Consider the following 16,071-nt stretch of genomic DNA (forward strand, 5'->3'; position numbering starts at 1 on the left):
CTGATGCGTTGGCTGCATTTTCTTATCCCAGTCACATACTAATGTATGCTCCTGGGAATGCGAAAATTTGCCGCCTTTCCCCAGCACAAATTATTTAGCGCATTACGGTTAAGTTATTCATAAAAAATTTAAATAAACCCTCTGTAAATTACCGGGCATGGTGAGCGGCTTCGCTATGCCCAAAATCTGGAGACAGATTGCGATGGATATTTCAGTTACAGCTGCAAAACCCGGGCGTCGTCGTTATTTGACGCTGATTATGATCTTTATTACCGTGGTGATTTGTTATGTTGATCGCGCCAACCTTGCCGTGGCATCGGCGCATATTCAGGAAGAGTTTGGTATTACCAAAGCGGAAATGGGATATGTATTTTCCGCCTTCGCGTGGCTGTATACGCTTTGCCAGATCCCCGGCGGTTGGTTCCTTGACCGCGTGGGATCGCGACTAACCTACTTTATCGCTATTTTTGGCTGGTCAGTGGCGACGCTACTGCAGGGATTTGCCACGGGACTGATGTCGTTGATTGGTCTGCGCGCGATTACCGGGATCTTTGAAGCCCCGGCTTTTCCCACTAATAATCGCATGGTGACCAGCTGGTTTCCGGAGCACGAGCGCGCATCAGCCGTCGGTTTTTACACTTCAGGACAGTTTGTCGGGCTGGCATTCCTGACCCCGCTATTAATCTGGATCCAGGAAATGCTGAGCTGGCACTGGGTATTTATCGTTACCGGCGCTATCGGGATAATATGGTCTTTAATTTGGTTTAAGGTTTATCAGCCGCCGCGTCTGACAAAAAGTATCAGCAAAGCCGAACTGGATTATATTCGCGACGGCGGTGGCCTGGTGGACGGCGATGCGCCCGTTAAAAAAGAGGCGCGGCAGCCGCTGACCAAAGCCGACTGGAAGCTGGTATTCCATTGCAAACTAATCGGCGTTTACCTCGGGCAGTTTGCCGTAACCTCCACGCTGTGGTTCTTCCTGACCTGGTTCCCTAACTATCTGACCCAGGAAAAGGGGATTACGGCGCTGAAAGCGGGCTTTATGACAACGGTGCCGTTCCTTGCCGCCTTTGTTGGCGTGCTGCTCTCCGGCTGGCTGGCGGACAGGCTGGTCCGAAAAGGCTTCTCGTTAGGCGCCGCGCGTAAAACGCCAATTATCTGCGGACTGCTGATCTCGACCTGCATCATGGGGGCGAACTACACCAACGATCCGGTGTGGATTATGATCCTGATGGCGCTGGCCTTCTTCGGCAACGGCTTCGCTTCCATTACCTGGTCGCTGGTATCGTCGCTTGCGCCGATGCGGCTTATCGGGCTGACCGGCGGTATGTTTAATTTCGTCGGCGGGCTGGGCGGTATCACCGTTCCGCTGGTGGTGGGTTATCTGGTCCAGGACTATGGTTTTGCGCCTGCGCTGGTTTATATTTCCGTTATTGCGCTGATTGGCGCGCTCTCTTATATCCTGCTGGTGGGGGATGTCAAACGCGTAGGCTAATTCTTTCCGATACGATACCCTGATGCGAAAGTCTCGCATCAGGGTATGTTTATGAAACAAGTCACCTTTGCTCCCCGTCATCATCAGTTGACCAACACTCGCACCTGGACGGCAGACAGCCGCTGGCTGGTCTTTGACGTTCGCCCTTCTGGCGCTTCCTTTACCGGCGAAACCATCGAGCGGGTGAACGTCGATACGGGAGACGTTGAGATCCTCTACCGTGCCGGGCAAGGCGCATACGTTGGCGTGGTGACCGTTCATCCATCGGTAGATAAATATGTCTTCATCCACGGCCCGGAAAACCCTGACGAGGGCTGGCATTACGATTTCCACCATCGTCGCGGCGTGGTGACGTACCAGGGAGAAACCCACAACCTGGATGCGATGGATATTACCGCTCCCTATACTCCCGGCGCGCTGCGCGGCGGCAGTCATGTGCATGTTTTCAGTCCGAACGGTGAATTTGTCAGCTTTACCTATAACGACCACGTGCTGCATGAACGCGATCCGGCGCTGGATTTGCGCAACGTTGGCGTGGCGGTTCCCTATGGCCCGGTAGTACCGCGTGGCGATCATCCACGTGAATACGGCGGCAGCCACTGGAGCGTGCTGGTCAGCCGTACAACGCCAACCCCGGCGCCGGGCAGCGACGAGATTAATCGCGCCTATGAAGAGGGATGGGTAGGCAACGGGGCGCTGGCGTTTATTGGCGATACGCTGGCGATAAATGGCGACAAAGTGCCGGAGCTGTTTATTGTCGAACTGCCGGAGAGCGAACGGGGCTGGAAGCAAGTGGGCGATGCGCCGCTGGCAGGAACGCAAACCACGATGCCGGCGCCTCCTGCCGGCGTTGTTCAGCGTCGCTTAACGTTTACCCACCAACGCCGTTATCCAGGGCTGGTGACTACGCCCCGCCATTGGGTACGCGCCAATCCGTCGGCAACGGACATCGCTTTTCTGATGCGTGATGAGGCTGGCGTGGTGCAAATGTGGCTCATTTCGGCGTGGGGGGACGGGCTGCGGCAGTTGACCCACAACCGCTCCGATATCCAGTCGGCGTTTAACTGGCATCCCTCAGGAAAATGGCTGGGCTTTGTGCTGGAAAACCGCATCGCGATCTGTGACGCGCAGAACGGGGAAATCGACTTTTTGACCGATGAGCATGCCCATCTGCCATCGGCCGATGCGATCGTCTTTTCGCCAGACGGCAAACAGCTTGCCTGGATGGAGGAGGTGGACGGTTACCGCCAGCTCTGGGTAACCGAAACGGCGCGCTAAATCAGGGGGTTGGCATCCGCGCTGGCGGGATCACGGAATTGGTCGCCAGCGTCTCTTCCTCGCTCTTTTCCACGCGCGATTTCACCGAACTGTCGGTACGGAACATATCCCACGGCAGCAGCAGCGTGTCCATGACCGCCGTGAGCGGCATATCCAACGCCACCAGCGATTTCGTGCCCCAGTTTGCGTTGCTATCCCCGAGCATCTGCGCGCTGGCGCGCGTTCCAGGATAGGTTCCTTCCTTGCCGCCAGTATGTGACATCACGCTGGAGCAACCGCCCAAACTTATTATCCCGCCGAACAGGACCAGCTTTAAAAGACCGTTTTTCATCATTCTTCCGTCATCGTTACGGGCGTTGATAGAACCTTCGAAGTACAACCTCATTCAGAATGCGGCCAGCTGGGAAGCAGTCTGAAGAATGGCGTACCTATCGGTTATATCGGGCCATTCCATGGATGCATAGTGCCATTGCGCCGCACTGTGGCAGGCGTCGCACTTTGCCTTTTGTGCTGTCACTCCAGTCTAAGCAATAGACTGCAAACTGCAAAAAAATTTGCCTTTTTCCCCTTGAAAAGACCATGGATATACCCATTTTAGGAATGTGTCTCCCTGAGAATACGCCGAATGGGTATTCCGGGTAATAACGGCCTGTCCATGATGGAAGGTCAGATAATTCTCGCTGATTTCAGGAGCTATGTATTATGCGTAATTTCGATCTCTCCCCGCTGTATCGTTCTGCTATTGGTTTCGACCGCCTTTTCAATCTGTTAGAAAATAATCAAAGCCAGAGCAATGGCGGCTACCCTCCGTACAACGTTGAGTTAGTAGACGAGAACAACTACCGCATCGCGATTGCCGTTGCCGGTTTTGCCGAGAGCGAACTGGAAATTACCGCCCAGGATAATCTGCTTATTGTAAAAGGCGCCCATGCCGGCGAGCAGAAAGAGCGTACCTACCTGTATCAGGGCATCGCTGAGCGCAACTTTGAGCGTAAATTCCAGCTCGCAGAAAATATTCATATTCGCGGTGCTAACCTGGTAAACGGTCTGCTGTATATCGACCTTGAGCGCGTTATTCCTGAAGCGAATAAACCGCGCCGTATCGAAATCAACTAATTTGATGGGCCGCGAAGGCGGCCCGGTATTGCTGAAAACAGTGCCTGCCGTCAGGGGGCAAAGGCGAATCCGCAGGATTTGCAAACATCCACTCGCTTCTTAGAAGGAGAAAGACTATGCGTAACTACGATTTATCCCCGCTTCTGCGTCAATGGATCGGTTTTGACAAACTGGCCAACGCGCTGCAAACCGCCGGTGAAAGCCAGAGCTTCCCGCCTTATAACATTGAAAAAAGTGACGATAACCACTATCGCATTACCCTTGCGCTGGCCGGTTTCCGTCAGCAAGATTTGGATATCCAGCTTGAAGGCACGCGCCTGACGGTAAAAGGCGCGCCGCAGCAGCCGGAAAAAGAGACCAAATGGCTGCACCAGGGGCTGGTTAACCAGGCATTTAGCCTGAGCTTCACGCTCGCCGAAAATATGGAAGTCTCCGGGGCAACCTTTACCAACGGCCTGCTGCATATCGATTTGACCCGCAACGAGCCGGAACAGATCGCCCCGCAGCGCATCGCCATCAGCGAGCGCCCTGCGTTACAGAGCTAATTAAGCGAATCACTTATCAGGCCCCGATTTTCGGGGCTTTTTTGTGCGTGATACACATTACTTTGTCCTTTCTTGTTGCGTTCAACAAAGTGGTCGTTGGCTGATCCCGTGATTATTGTGCGCCAGGCGGCATACAGCCTGGTGACTACCGGTCATAATCCTCATTGTGCGTAATGTTATACACAGGGAAGAGACGATGAGTGATATAGCATTGACCGTTAGCGTATTGGCGCTGGTGGCGGTAGTCGGATTGTGGATCGGCAATGTAAAAGTGCGCGGTGTCGGCTTCGGTATCGGAGGCGTGCTGTTTGGCGGTATTATCGTCGGCCACTTTGTAGACCAGGCGGGCATTACGCTCAGTAGCCCCATGCTGCACTTTATTCAGGAATTCGGCCTGATCCTCTTCGTGTACACCATCGGGATCCAGGTGGGGCCGGGCTTCTTCGCTTCGCTGCGCGTCTCTGGCCTGCGGCTTAACCTGTTCGCCATTCTGATTGTGATTCTCGGCGGTCTGGTTACCGCGGTCCTGCATAAACTGTTTGATATCCCTCTCCCCGTGGTGCTCGGGATCTTTTCCGGTGCGGTAACCAACACGCCTGCGCTGGGGGCCGGGCAGCAGATCCTGCGCGACCTTGGCGTGCCGCTTGATACCGTCGATCAGATGGGTATGAGCTACGCCATGGCCTATCCATTCGGTATTTGCGGCATTTTGCTGACCATGTGGCTGGTCCGGCTGTTCTTCCGCATCAACGTTGAGAAAGAGGCTCAGCAATTTGATGAAAACAGCGGCAATGGCCATGCGCATCTCCAGACCATCAACGTGCGGGTTGAAAACCCCAACCTGAACAATATGGCGATTCAGGATGTGCCGATGCTTAACAGCGACAAGCTGATCTGCTCGCGTCTCAAGCGCGAGGAGATGCTGATGGTGCCCGCGCCGAATACCCTGATTCAGCTTGGGGACCTGCTGCACCTGGTCGGGCGACCGGAGGATTTGCACAACGCTCAGCTGGTGATTGGCAAGGAAGTTTCCACTTCGCTCTCCACTCGCGGTACCGATCTGAAAGTCGAGCGCGTGGTGGTGACCAACGAAAAAGTATTGGGTAAACGCATTCGCGATCTGCACTTTAAGCAGCGCTATGATGTGGTGATCTCGCGGCTCAATCGCGCCGGGGTTGAACTGGTCGCCAGCAGCCATGCCAGCCTGCAGTTCGGCGATATTCTTAACCTCGTCGGCCGCCCGGAGGCGATTGATGCGGTAGCCGCCGAGCTGGGCAACGCCCAGCAAAAACTGCAGCAGGTGCAGATGCTGCCGGTATTTATCGGCATCGGCCTGGGCGTGCTGCTGGGCTCCATTCCGCTGTTTATTCCGGGATTCCCGGCGGCGCTGAAGCTGGGTCTGGCAGGCGGGCCGCTGATTATGGCCCTGATCCTCGGACGTATCGGCAGCATCGGTAAGCTGTACTGGTTTATGCCGCCCAGCGCCAACCTTGCGCTGCGCGAACTGGGCATTGTGCTGTTCCTCGCGGTGGTTGGCCTGAAATCCGGCGGCGATTTTGTCGCAACGCTGATTGAAGGCGACGGGATGAGCTGGATTGTCTACGGCATCTTTATCACCGCGATACCGCTGCTGACGGTGGGTATTCTGGCGCGCATCCTGGCGAAGATGAACTACCTGACCCTGTGCGGGATGCTGGCCGGCTCAATGACCGACCCTCCGGCGCTGGCGTTTGCCAATAACCTGCATGCCACCAGCGGCGCGGCGGCGCTCTCCTACGCGACCGTTTATCCGCTGGTTATGTTCTTACGTATTATTACCCCGCAGCTACTGGCGGTGCTGTTCTGGGGGATAGGCTAACGGGTGCTCCGTCTGGACGCGCCGCAGATGGTAGTCCACCTGATATTCGCTGGCGTTACGGAACATCACCGAGTAGTTAAGAAATTCGCCGCTGTCGCTGTAGGAAAGGGAGGTTATACGCAGCAGCGGCGTCTGTTCCGGCACGTTCATCGACTGCGCCAGCTGCCTGTCCGCCAGCACCGGCGACAGCGTTTCATAGTTACCGCTAATGGTTATTCCGCACTCCTTCTCAATGTAATCGAACTTCGATCCCTCCAGGTGCACCAGCGACAGATTGCGAAACAACTTTACCGGCATATAGCTATCCTCCAGCATTAGCGGCTTGCCATCGACATAGCGTACCCGGCGCGAGAAGTAGATCCGTTCATCAATTTGTATCCGCAGCAGGCTGGCGATAGCCGGGGGCGCGGGCATCACCTCAAAAACCAATACCCGGCTGACCACCTCTTTGCCCTGCTTGCGCAGCACTTCGGCCAGTCCGGTTAGATTGCTGGTTTCATGATGCAGGTCTTTGCGGGCGACATAGGTGCCGGAGCCGTGCCGACGCACCACCAGTCCCCAACTGACCAGCAGATCGATGGCTTTGCGGATGGTCATGCGCGCAACGCCGAACTCTTCCGCCAGCTTTTTTTCCCCGGGAAGTGGGCTGCCGACCTCGAAATCGGAAGAATTAAGCCGTAAACGTAATCTGTCGGCGATAGATTTGTAGATCACCAGTAGACCTCTATTAATGTTGTCACCATTTATGTCAGGTAAAAAATTATCTATAAAAAACAAGTTAATAATCAGGAAGAGAAAATATTAATCAGGCTGATGTAAACGCCATAATTCATCATGTCTAATTTTTTATAAGAAAGTAGACAACATTGATGTAATTAAAACCATGAAAGCGATCACGAATCGCAACGGCGCCGCATGTTGCCGCTCGGGCAAATTTCTATTCTCGTCCCAGGCCAGTACCAATAGTTACCCTGAATTATTCACCATTGTTCGTGGAGCATGCCGGGTATCAATAAGGCCACTCACCCTATAAGTTGTTACATGAGGATTTTCAAATGCTCAGTCAAATACAACGCTTTGGCGGCGCCATGTTTACCCCGGTTTTACTCTTTCCTTTCGCCGGGATCGTGGTGGGTATCGCCATTATGTTGCGTAACCCGATGTTCGTCGGCGAAGCGCTCACAGCCCCCGATAGTTTGTTTGCTCAGATCGTTTACATCATTGAAGAGGGCGGCTGGACCGTCTTTCGTAATATGCCGCTGATTTTTGCCGTCGGTTTGCCGATCGGCCTGGCGAAACAAGCTCAGGGCCGGGCTTGTCTGGCGGTACTGGTCAGCTTCATGACCTGGAACTATTTCATCAACGCCATGGGGATGACCTGGGGCCACTTCTTCGGCGTCGACTTCTCCGTTGAACCAACGGCAGGCAGCGGCCTGACGATGATGGCCGGGATAAAAACGCTCGATACCAGCATTATTGGCGCGATCGTTATCTCCGGGCTGGTGACCGCCCTGCATAACCGCTACTTCGATAAACCGCTGCCGGTGTTTCTGGGGATTTTCCAGGGCTCCTCGTTTGTGGTGATTGTCGCCTTCCTGGCGATGATTCCCTGCGCCTGGCTGACGCTGTTGGGATGGCCAAAAGTGCAGATGGGTATCGAATCCCTGCAGGCCTTTTTACGCTCGGCCGGGGCGCTGGGCGTCTGGGTCTATATCTTCCTTGAACGTATCCTGATCCCGACCGGTTTACACCACTTCGTCTACGGACCGTTTATTTTCGGCCCGGCGGTAGTGGAAAGCGGTATTCAGGTTTACTGGGCGCAGCATTTACATGAATTCAGCCAGAGTACCGAGGCGCTGAAAACCCTGTTCCCGGAAGGCGGATTCGCGCTGCACGGTAACTCGAAGGTCTTTGGTTCCGTGGGGATCGCGCTGGCGCTCTACTACACCGCAGCACCGGAAAACCGCGTGAAAGTCGCCGGTCTGCTGATTCCTGCCACCTTGACCGCCGTACTGGTGGGAATAACCGAGCCGTTAGAGTTCACCTTCCTGTTTATCTCGCCGCTGCTGTTTGCCGTCCATGCGGTGCTGGCGGCCACTATGGCGACGGTGATGTATATCTGCGGCGTGGTAGGCAACTTTGGCGGCGGCCTGCTCGACCAGTTCCTGCCGCAAAACTGGATCCCGATGTTCCACAACCACGCGTCGATGATGTTTATCCAGATAGGCGTTGGCGCATGCTTCACCGCGATCTACTTCGTTATCTTCCGCACTCTGATTCTGCGCCTGAACCTGAAAACGCCGGGCCGTGAAGAGAGTGAAATTAAGCTCTACAGCAAAGCGGATTACCAGGCCGCGCGCGGCAAAACCAGCGTTGCGGGGGCTACAGATACCAAACTGGGCCAGGCCGCCGGCTTCCTGCAGGCGCTGGGCGGAGCGGGCAACATCGAGAGCATCAATAACTGCGCCACCCGGCTGCGCATTGCGCTGGTCGATATGGCGAAGACCCAAAGCGACGACGTCTTTAAAGCGCTGGGCGCCCACGGCGTAGTCCGCCGCGGCAACGCAATTCAGGTCATCGTCGGCCTGCACGTTCCTCAGGTCCGCGACCAGCTGGAAACCCTGATAAAAGATTCTCTACAGACCGAACAAACCACCATGACGGAGGCAGTATCATGAAAAAATTCTCAGTTGTTATCGCAGGCGGCGGCAGTACCTTCACCCCGGGCATCGTGCTGATGCTGTTAGCGAACCAGGATCGCTTCCCGCTGCGGTCGTTGAAATTTTACGACAACGACGGCGCGCGTCAGGAGACCATCGCCGAGGCGTGCAAAGTCATTCTCAAAGAGCAGGCGCCGGATATCGCGTTCAGCTACACCACTGACCCGCAGGCGGCCTTTACCGACGTTGATTTCGTGATGGCGCATATCCGCGTGGGCAAATATCCGATGCGTGAAAAAGATGAAAAAATTCCGCTGCGTCACGGTGTGCTGGGGCAGGAAACCTGCGGTCCTGGCGGTATCGCCTACGGTATGCGCTCCATCGGCGGCGTTCTGGAACTGGTGGACTATATGGAAAAATATTCGCCAAACGCCTGGATGCTGAACTACTCCAACCCGGCGGCAATTGTGGCGGAAGCGACCCGTCGCCTGCGTCCGAACGCTAAAATTCTCAACATCTGCGATATGCCGATCGGTATCGAAGGGCGCATGGCGCAAATCGTGGGTCTTAAGGACCGCAAACAGATGCGCGTGCGCTACTACGGTCTGAATCACTTCGGCTGGTGGACCTCGATTGAAGATTTACAGGGCAACGATCTGATGCCGAAACTACGCGAACATGTGGCGAAATTCGGCTATGTGCCGCCGTCAAACGACCCGCATACCGAGGCCAGCTGGAACGATACCTTCGCCAAGGCGAAGGACGTGCAGGCGCTGGATCCGGATACGATGCCCAATACTTACCTCAAGTATTATTTGTTCCCGGACTACGTCGTGGCGCACTCTAACCCGGAACGTACCCGCGCCAACGAGGTGATGGATCATCGCGAGAAAAACGTCTTTAGCGCCTGCCGGGCCATTATTGAGGCCGGTAACTCATCCGCGGGGGATCTGGAAATTGACGAACATGCTTCCTATATCGTCGATCTGGCGGCGGCAATTGCTTTTAATACCCAGGAACGCATGCTGCTGATTGTGCCGAACAACGGCGCGATTCATAACTTCGATGCCGATGCGATGGTGGAAATTCCGTGCCTGGTTGGCCACAACGGACCGGAGCCGCTGACGGTTGGCGATATTCCGCACTTCCAGAAAGGGATGATGAGCCAGCAGGTCGCGGTGGAAAAACTGGTGGTGGATGCCTGGGAACAGCGTTCTTACCATAAGCTATGGCAGGCGATTGCGCTGTCGAAAACCGTGCCGAGCGCATCGGTCGCCAAAGCGATTCTTGATGACCTGATCGCGGCCAATAAAGAGTACTGGCCGGAACTGCATTAATCCTGCTGACCGGCATCCATAGGGTGCCGGTCATTCATTTTTAGTACCGCTGAGGGCGCATAGCCGAAGCGGCGTTTAAACGCCTTGCTAAAATGAAAGGAGTCGAAGAAGTTCAGCATCTCCGCCACCTTACCCACCGTATTCCCCTCCTGCTTTAATAGCGACTGCGCCAGCTCAAGCTGGGCGTTAAGGTAATACTCCTTTGGCGTTTTGCCGGTATGACGCAAAAAGAGGCGCCGCAGCCAGGGTTCGCTGCACTGCATAGCATCAGCCATATCGGCTACGCTCCAGCGCTTTTGCGGATTAGCGTGTAGAGCGGCAATCAGTTTTTCCAGCTTTTGCAGTTGACGATCTTTTTTGCCATTTTCGGCGATCAGGCAAATCCATTGATAAATGATTTTCGTGAGGTAGGCGACGGCCAGATTATTCTTTAGCGGATCGCGGTCAGCAATCAATAAGGCCACTTCATTGAGTTCCTTATTAAAAATATCGGCGTGATAAATAGTACCGATTTGTAATACCGGAATAGGCATCAGCGTAGTAGGAATAAATTCCATCCAGTATTGTTCCCAGACCAATCCGGCGCAGTGATAGGATTTGATCTCGATGGGTTTTAAGAATATGACGCAGTTACCGTTTAAGGTTATTTCAGTGTGGTCTCTGAGATATATTTTACCACATCCCTGGAGCGTATATATCGCCACCCATGAGTTGGCGATAAGCGGTTTCTTTTTATCGCGCGGCCAGCTGACCCGGTAGCTTTCATCGGCCAGGGTATGCCATAGCGAGAGCAGTGAAATCCCGCTTGAGATCACATTTTCTTCCAGAACTAACGGAATGTTATACGTAGTTTCGTTTTTTACATGCGAAATCTGTATTTTTCCATTCATTTTAATTTCCCATCGGCCAATGATGCCTGCAACCTGATGAGGTGAATTTAGCAAGAAATAGCCTTGCAGGGATACATTGCATCTCGTTTTATATAAATCATCGCCTTACCTGGATAAAACGCTATTCCTCTGTACCGGATAGCGCCGGGATATAATGACAAATAAGGGCTTTAAGATGAATGCCATACAAATTTTGAGCTTTGTCGGGTTTACATTGCTGGTGGCTATCATTACCTGGTTTAAGGTAAGAAAAGCGGATACCGGCTCGCAGCAGGGCTATTTCCTTGCCGGCCGTTCGCTGAAAGCGCCGGTCATCGCCGCCTCGCTGATGTTAACCAACTTATCGACCGAACAGCTGGTGGGATTATCGGGCCAGGCTTACAAAAGCGGCATGTCGGTTATGGGCTGGGAGGTGACATCGGCGGTGACGCTGATTTTCCTGGCGCTGATCTTTCTTCCCCGCTATCTGCAGCGCGGTATCGCCACCATCCCGGACTTTCTGGAAGAGCGGTACGATAAAACGACCCGCATTATTATCGACTTCTGCTTTCTTATCGCCACCGGTATCTGCTTTTTACCCATCGTGCTTTACTCCGGCGCGCTGGCATTGAATAGCCTTTTTCATATTGGTGAATCGCTGGGCCTGACCCAGGGCGCCGCCATCTGGTTACTGGTGATTTTGCTCGGTCTGGCCGGGATTTTATACGCGGTAATCGGCGGCATGCGCGCGATGGCAATCGCTGATTCCATTAACGGAATCGGCCTGGTGATTGGCGGCCTGATGGTACCGATTTTTGGCCTGATGGCGATGGGGAAGGGGAGTTTTTTACAGGGTATCGAGCAGCTGACGACGGTACACGCGGAGAAGCTGAACTCTATTGGCGGCAGCAGCGACCCCCTACCGATTGGCGCGGCGTTTACCGGCCTGATTCTGGTGAACACCTTCTACTGGTGTACTAATCAGGGGATAGTGCAGCGTACCCTGGCGTCAAAAAGCCTGGCGGAGGGGCAGAAAGGGGCGCTGCTGACGGCGGTTCTCAAGATGCTCGATCCGTTGATTCTGGTGCTTCCCGGTTTAATTGCCTTTCATCTCTACCAGGATCTGCCGAGCGCGGATATGGCCTATCCGACGTTGGTCAACAAGGTCATGCCGCTTCCGCTGGTCGGTTTTTTTGGCGCCGTTCTGTTTGGCGCCGTTATCAGTACCTTTAACGGCTTTTTAAACAGCGCCAGTACCCTGTTCAGCATGGGAATTTACCGGCGCATCATCAATGAAAACGCCCAGCCGGAGCAGCTGGTGCGCATTGGGCGGAAATTTGGCCTTTTTATTGCGGTGATCTCGGTGATTGTCGCGCCGTGGATCGCTAATGCGCCGCAGGGGCTGTATAGCTGGATGAAGCAGCTCAACGGTATTTATAACGTGCCGCTGGTAACCATCATCATTATGGGCTTCTTCTTTCCGCGTATCCCGGCGATCGCCGCCAAAGTAGCGATGGGGCTGGGGATTGTTAGCTACATCACGATTAATTACCTGGTGAAATTTGATTTCCATTTCCTCTACGTGCTCGCCTGCACGTTCTGCATCAACGTGGTGGTGATGCTGGTTATCGGCTTCATTAAGCCGCGGGCGACGCCGTTTACATTCCATGATGCGTTTGCCGTTGATATGCAGCCGTACCGGCACGTGAAAATTGCCTCGGTGGGCATTCTGTTCGCGATGATCGGCGTTTACGCGGGCCTCGCCGAGTTTGGCGGCTACGGCACTCGCTGGCTGGCGGCGGTGAGCTACGCCATTACCGCAGCGGTCATTATCTATCTGATTTACAGCAGCTGGCGGGAACGCCGCTCCGCTCCAGCTTCCTATGCTATCGATGTGAAGGAAAAATCATGAGTCGCCCCAATTTCCTGTTTATTATGACCGATACCCAGGCTACCAATATGGTGGGTTGTTACAGCGGTAAGCCGCTGAATACCCAAAATATTGATTGTCTGGCCGCCGAAGGTATCCGCTTCAATTCCGCCTATACCTGCTCGCCGGTATGCACCCCGGCACGTGCCGGACTGTTTACCGGAATCTATGCCAACCAGTCCGGCCCGTGGACCAATAACGTCGCGCCGGGAAAAAATATCTCCACCATGGGGCGCTACTTTAAGGATGCGGGTTACCGCACCTGCTATATCGGCAAGTGGCATCTGGATGGTCACGACTACTTTGGTACCGGCGAGTGCCCGCCCGAGTGGGACGCTGACTACTGGTTTGACGGCGCGAATTACCTCGCAGAGCTGACTGAGGAAGAGATCGGCCTGTGGCGTAACGGCCTGAACAGCGTAGAAGATTTACTGCAGCATGGGATAGATGAAACCTTCACCTGGGCGCACCGCATCAGCAACCGGGCGGTCGACTTCCTGCGCCAGCCCGCCCGCGCTGACGAGCCGTTCCTGATGGTGGTTTCCTACGATGAGCCGCACCATCCGTTTACCTGCCCGGTAGAGTATCTGCGCAAGTACCAGGACTTTTATTATGATCTTGGGCCAAAGGCTCATGACTCGCTCGCCGATAAACCGGAACACCATCGCCTGTGGTCGCAGGCGATGCCCTCCCCGGTAGGTGAAGATGGGCGCTATCATCATCCGCTCTACTTTGCCTGCAACGACTTTGTCGACGATCAGATTGGTCGGGTGATTAACGCCTTAACGCCACAGCAGCGGGACAATACCTGGGTTATTTATACTTCCGATCACGGCGAGATGATGGGCGCCCATAGGCTCATTAGCAAAGGCGCGGCGATGTATGACGATATCACTCGTATTCCGCTGATCATGCGCCCGCCGCAGGGCGTACCCATGCAGATCGACGCGCCGGTCAGCCATATCGACCTGCTACCGACGATGATGGCGCTGGCGGGTATCCCTAAGCCCGATATTCTGCCGGGGGATAATATTCTTAACGCCGATACGTCGCGCGGGGTGATGGTGGAATTCAATCGCTATGAGATTGAACATGACAGCTTTGGCGGGTTTATCCCGGTGCGCTGCTGGGTGACGGATGAGTATAAACTGGTGCTTAACCTGTTTACCAGCGATGAACTGTACGACAGGAAAAACGACCCGGATGAGCTGTATAATCTTATTAATCGCCCCGATTTCGCCGACGTTCGCTGTCAAATGCACGATGCGCTGCTTAACTATATGGATAAAATCCGCGACCCGTTCCGTACTTATCAATGGAGCTTGCGTCCGTGGCGGCCGGATGCCCTGCCGCGCTGGATGGGCGCTTTCCGCCCGCGCCCGCAGGACGGCTACTCGCCGGTCGTGCGCGACTATGACACTGGACTGCCGACGCGGGGCGTGAAGGTGGAGGAGAAAAAACAGAAGTTTTGACGAGTTCAACGCGCGGGAAAAGAGCGCTCGTCAGGTATTGCCCGGTAGAAACGCGGACCCGCTGGGCCATAACTTGCACGATATGGCCGTCCATCATCGGCCTGATAGCCCGACTTTAAGCGGCTGTCAGGCCTGAACTTTCTCTGAAATGGGGCGATTATTAATGCCTTCGGCTTTGGCTCTCAGGTAGAATCGCCGGTATTTTACGCAATCGGGAACCCATCAAGGAGTTATGATGAAAATATCCCGCCTTGGCGAAGCACCGGATTACCGCTTCTCGCTGGCCAATGAACGTACCTTTCTGGCGTGGATCCGCACTTCTCTCGGCTTTCTGGCCGGTGGCGTTGGCCTCGACCAGCTGGCGCCGGATTTCGCCACGCCGCTGATTCGCGAAATCCTCGCTCTGCTGCTGTGCCTGTTTGCCGGCGGTCTGGCGATATACGGCTATTTACGCTGGCTGAGCAACGAAAAAGCGATGCGCCTTAAGCAGGATTTGCCCTATACCCGCACGTTGCTGCTGATCAGCATTCTGTTGACCATCGTTATCGTGGTGGTGATGGCGCTGGTGCTCTATGCCGGATAATCGTCGGGCGCGTCGTGAGAGCGATCCGGGGCTGCAGCCGGAGCGCACGTCGCTGGCCTGGTTTCGAACCCTGCTGGGCTATGGCGCGCTGCTGGCGCTGGCGATTAAGCACCACTGGCATCAGGCGGGGCTTCCATTCTGGATCTCGCTGGGCATATTGCCGTTCGTTGCCATTATCCTCTGGCGCTATACCCGCAGCCGTAATCTGATGAACGTCGAGCAAAGCGATTTTGCTCAGCCGCAGGCGGTTCGTGACAAATTTTTGATCGCATTCGCAGTACTTTCCCTGTCATTGTTGTTTGCTGTAACCCATATACGACAGGTGATTTTGTTTATTAAGGATGTGACATGACAGGATGTCAGGCTGACTACGGTGACGATCGGCACTGCGGCAACTGCCAGTCTCTGGCGAGCGATATTCCCGTGCATGAAGTGATCATTCATCGTCAGGAGTGTGAACGCCCCGAGCTCGTCTACCATCAGTTGAGCGCCCAGGGGGCAGTGGCTATCAAGTTTATTCCCCATCTGCAGCCCGCCGACGCCCGTCTGTGGGGGGATTTTCTTTGCGCGGTTTTCGCGATTTGGGTCAAAGAAGATGCTAATCGTATCGTCGTGCCGCTGTTTGAGGCCACGCTGCGCGCATGGCGCGGCGAGTCGGTGCAGTATGCTAATAATCCGCCGGGGCCGGCCTGCGCTGGCTGCGCCTGGCTAAGATTATGCGGTGGGGGCTGCCCGCAGCTGCGTCTGGAGGATGGCTCCAATGCCCTTTGTGAGGGATACCGGCAGTTTTATAGCTGGAGCGCTCCCTATATGCGCGTTCTGCGCGATCTACTCAATCAGCACCGTTCGCCGGTTGAGCTTATGCATCTGCTGCGCTAAAAAAATGGCGACGAAAGAGGCTTCGTCGCCATCGTATTGCCCTTGCTGC

15 protein-coding genes and 1 other annotated feature are annotated in these 16,071 nt (G+C 54.7%); of the genes, 12 read left to right on the forward strand and 3 right to left on the reverse strand.

Annotated features, from left to right (window positions below):
* Positions 1-157 precede the first annotated feature (157 nt).
* The gene (locus HMPREF3178_RS06500) at positions 158-1,495 is read left to right on the forward strand and encodes an MFS transporter (RefSeq protein ID WP_071530268.1); all 1,338 of its coding nucleotides are present in this window, start codon (positions 158-160) and stop codon (positions 1,493-1,495) included.
* Positions 1,496-1,546: 51 nt separating this feature from the next.
* Complete coding sequence (locus HMPREF3178_RS06505) at positions 1,547-2,773, forward strand: DUF3748 domain-containing protein (protein ID WP_004107173.1); 1,227 nt, start codon at positions 1,547-1,549, stop codon at positions 2,771-2,773.
* 1 nt (position 2,774) lies between these two features.
* Here the strand turns inward: HMPREF3178_RS06505 and HMPREF3178_RS06510 are convergent, their stop codons facing one another.
* On the reverse strand, positions 2,775-3,107 hold the full coding sequence (locus HMPREF3178_RS06510; protein WP_029496763.1) for a YceK/YidQ family lipoprotein: 333 nt from the start codon (positions 3,105-3,107) through the stop codon (positions 2,775-2,777).
* Positions 3,108-3,407: 300 nt separating this feature from the next.
* Positions 3,408-3,482 (forward strand) — a sequence feature (ROSE (Repression Of Heat Shock gene Expression) occurs in the 5'-region of heat shock genes and acts as an RNA thermometer to modulate expression.).
* Between HMPREF3178_RS06510 and ibpA the strand changes: the two genes are divergently transcribed.
* The 3 genes from ibpA to HMPREF3178_RS06525 all read left to right on the forward strand — a co-directional run bounded on the left by ibpA (position 3,476) and on the right by HMPREF3178_RS06525 (position 6,292).
* On the forward strand, positions 3,476-3,889 hold the full coding sequence (ibpA, locus tag HMPREF3178_RS06515; protein ID WP_004107169.1) for a small heat shock chaperone IbpA: 414 nt from the start codon (positions 3,476-3,478) through the stop codon (positions 3,887-3,889). (Overlaps the previous feature by 7 nt.)
* A 116-nt stretch (positions 3,890-4,005) precedes the next feature.
* Positions 4,006-4,434, forward strand: coding sequence for a small heat shock chaperone IbpB (gene ibpB, locus HMPREF3178_RS06520; RefSeq protein WP_017145199.1), 429 nt, complete (start codon positions 4,006-4,008; stop codon positions 4,432-4,434).
* A gap of 196 nt (positions 4,435-4,630) precedes the next feature.
* On the forward strand, positions 4,631-6,292 hold the full coding sequence (locus HMPREF3178_RS06525) for a putative transporter (protein ID WP_004107165.1): 1,662 nt from the start codon (positions 4,631-4,633) through the stop codon (positions 6,290-6,292).
* Here HMPREF3178_RS06525 and HMPREF3178_RS06530 read toward each other — a convergent pair.
* Entirely contained in the window at positions 6,260-7,006 is a 747-nt protein-coding gene (locus tag HMPREF3178_RS06530) for a GntR family transcriptional regulator (protein ID WP_004107162.1), read from the reverse strand. The genes HMPREF3178_RS06525 and HMPREF3178_RS06530 overlap by 33 nt on opposite strands.
* Before the next feature lie 341 nt (positions 7,007-7,347).
* Here HMPREF3178_RS06530 and HMPREF3178_RS06535 point away from each other — a divergent pair, with 341 nt between their 5' ends.
* Both HMPREF3178_RS06535 and HMPREF3178_RS06540 read left to right on the forward strand, forming a co-directional pair.
* Positions 7,348-8,970 carry an alpha-glucoside-specific PTS transporter subunit IIBC gene (locus HMPREF3178_RS06535; protein ID WP_004107161.1) on the forward strand — a complete coding sequence of 541 codons (1,623 nt, stop codon included), beginning with the start codon at positions 7,348-7,350 and terminating at the stop codon, positions 8,968-8,970.
* Complete coding sequence (locus tag HMPREF3178_RS06540) at positions 8,967-10,289, forward strand: 6-phospho-alpha-glucosidase (protein WP_004107159.1); 1,323 nt, start codon at positions 8,967-8,969, stop codon at positions 10,287-10,289. The genes HMPREF3178_RS06535 and HMPREF3178_RS06540 overlap by 4 nt, the downstream gene beginning before the upstream one ends.
* Here HMPREF3178_RS06540 and HMPREF3178_RS06545 read toward each other — a convergent pair.
* Entirely contained in the window at positions 10,286-11,179 is an 894-nt protein-coding gene (locus HMPREF3178_RS06545; RefSeq protein WP_004107151.1) for a helix-turn-helix transcriptional regulator, read from the reverse strand. The two genes, HMPREF3178_RS06540 and HMPREF3178_RS06545, sit on opposite strands and share 4 nt — an antisense overlap.
* 175 nt (positions 11,180-11,354) lie before the next feature.
* Between HMPREF3178_RS06545 and HMPREF3178_RS06550 the strand changes: the two genes are divergently transcribed.
* The 5 genes from HMPREF3178_RS06550 to HMPREF3178_RS06570 all read left to right on the forward strand — a co-directional run bounded on the left by HMPREF3178_RS06550 (position 11,355) and on the right by HMPREF3178_RS06570 (position 16,022).
* Entirely contained in the window at positions 11,355-13,070 is a 1,716-nt protein-coding gene (locus HMPREF3178_RS06550; protein WP_004107149.1) for a solute:sodium symporter family transporter, read from the forward strand.
* Positions 13,067-14,560 carry a sulfatase-like hydrolase/transferase gene (locus HMPREF3178_RS06555; protein WP_004107147.1) on the forward strand — a complete coding sequence of 498 codons (1,494 nt, stop codon included), beginning with the start codon at positions 13,067-13,069 and terminating at the stop codon, positions 14,558-14,560. Before HMPREF3178_RS06550 ends, HMPREF3178_RS06555 begins: the two co-directional genes overlap by 4 nt.
* Positions 14,561-14,795: 235 nt before the next feature.
* On the forward strand, positions 14,796-15,143 hold the full coding sequence (locus tag HMPREF3178_RS06560; RefSeq protein WP_004107145.1) for a YidH family protein: 348 nt from the start codon (positions 14,796-14,798) through the stop codon (positions 15,141-15,143).
* Entirely contained in the window at positions 15,133-15,495 is a 363-nt protein-coding gene (locus HMPREF3178_RS06565) for a DUF202 domain-containing protein (RefSeq protein WP_004107142.1), read from the forward strand. The genes HMPREF3178_RS06560 and HMPREF3178_RS06565 overlap by 11 nt, the downstream gene beginning before the upstream one ends.
* A complete protein-coding gene (locus HMPREF3178_RS06570; protein WP_004107135.1) occupies positions 15,492-16,022 on the forward strand; it encodes a radical SAM protein in 531 nt (176 codons plus the stop codon). Before HMPREF3178_RS06565 ends, HMPREF3178_RS06570 begins: the two co-directional genes overlap by 4 nt.
* The last annotated feature ends 49 nt before the right edge of the window (positions 16,023-16,071 follow it).

The sequence above is a fragment of the Klebsiella sp. HMSC09D12 genome (assembly GCF_001808475.1).
GTDB classification, from domain to species: domain Bacteria; phylum Pseudomonadota; class Gammaproteobacteria; order Enterobacterales; family Enterobacteriaceae; genus Klebsiella; species Klebsiella oxytoca.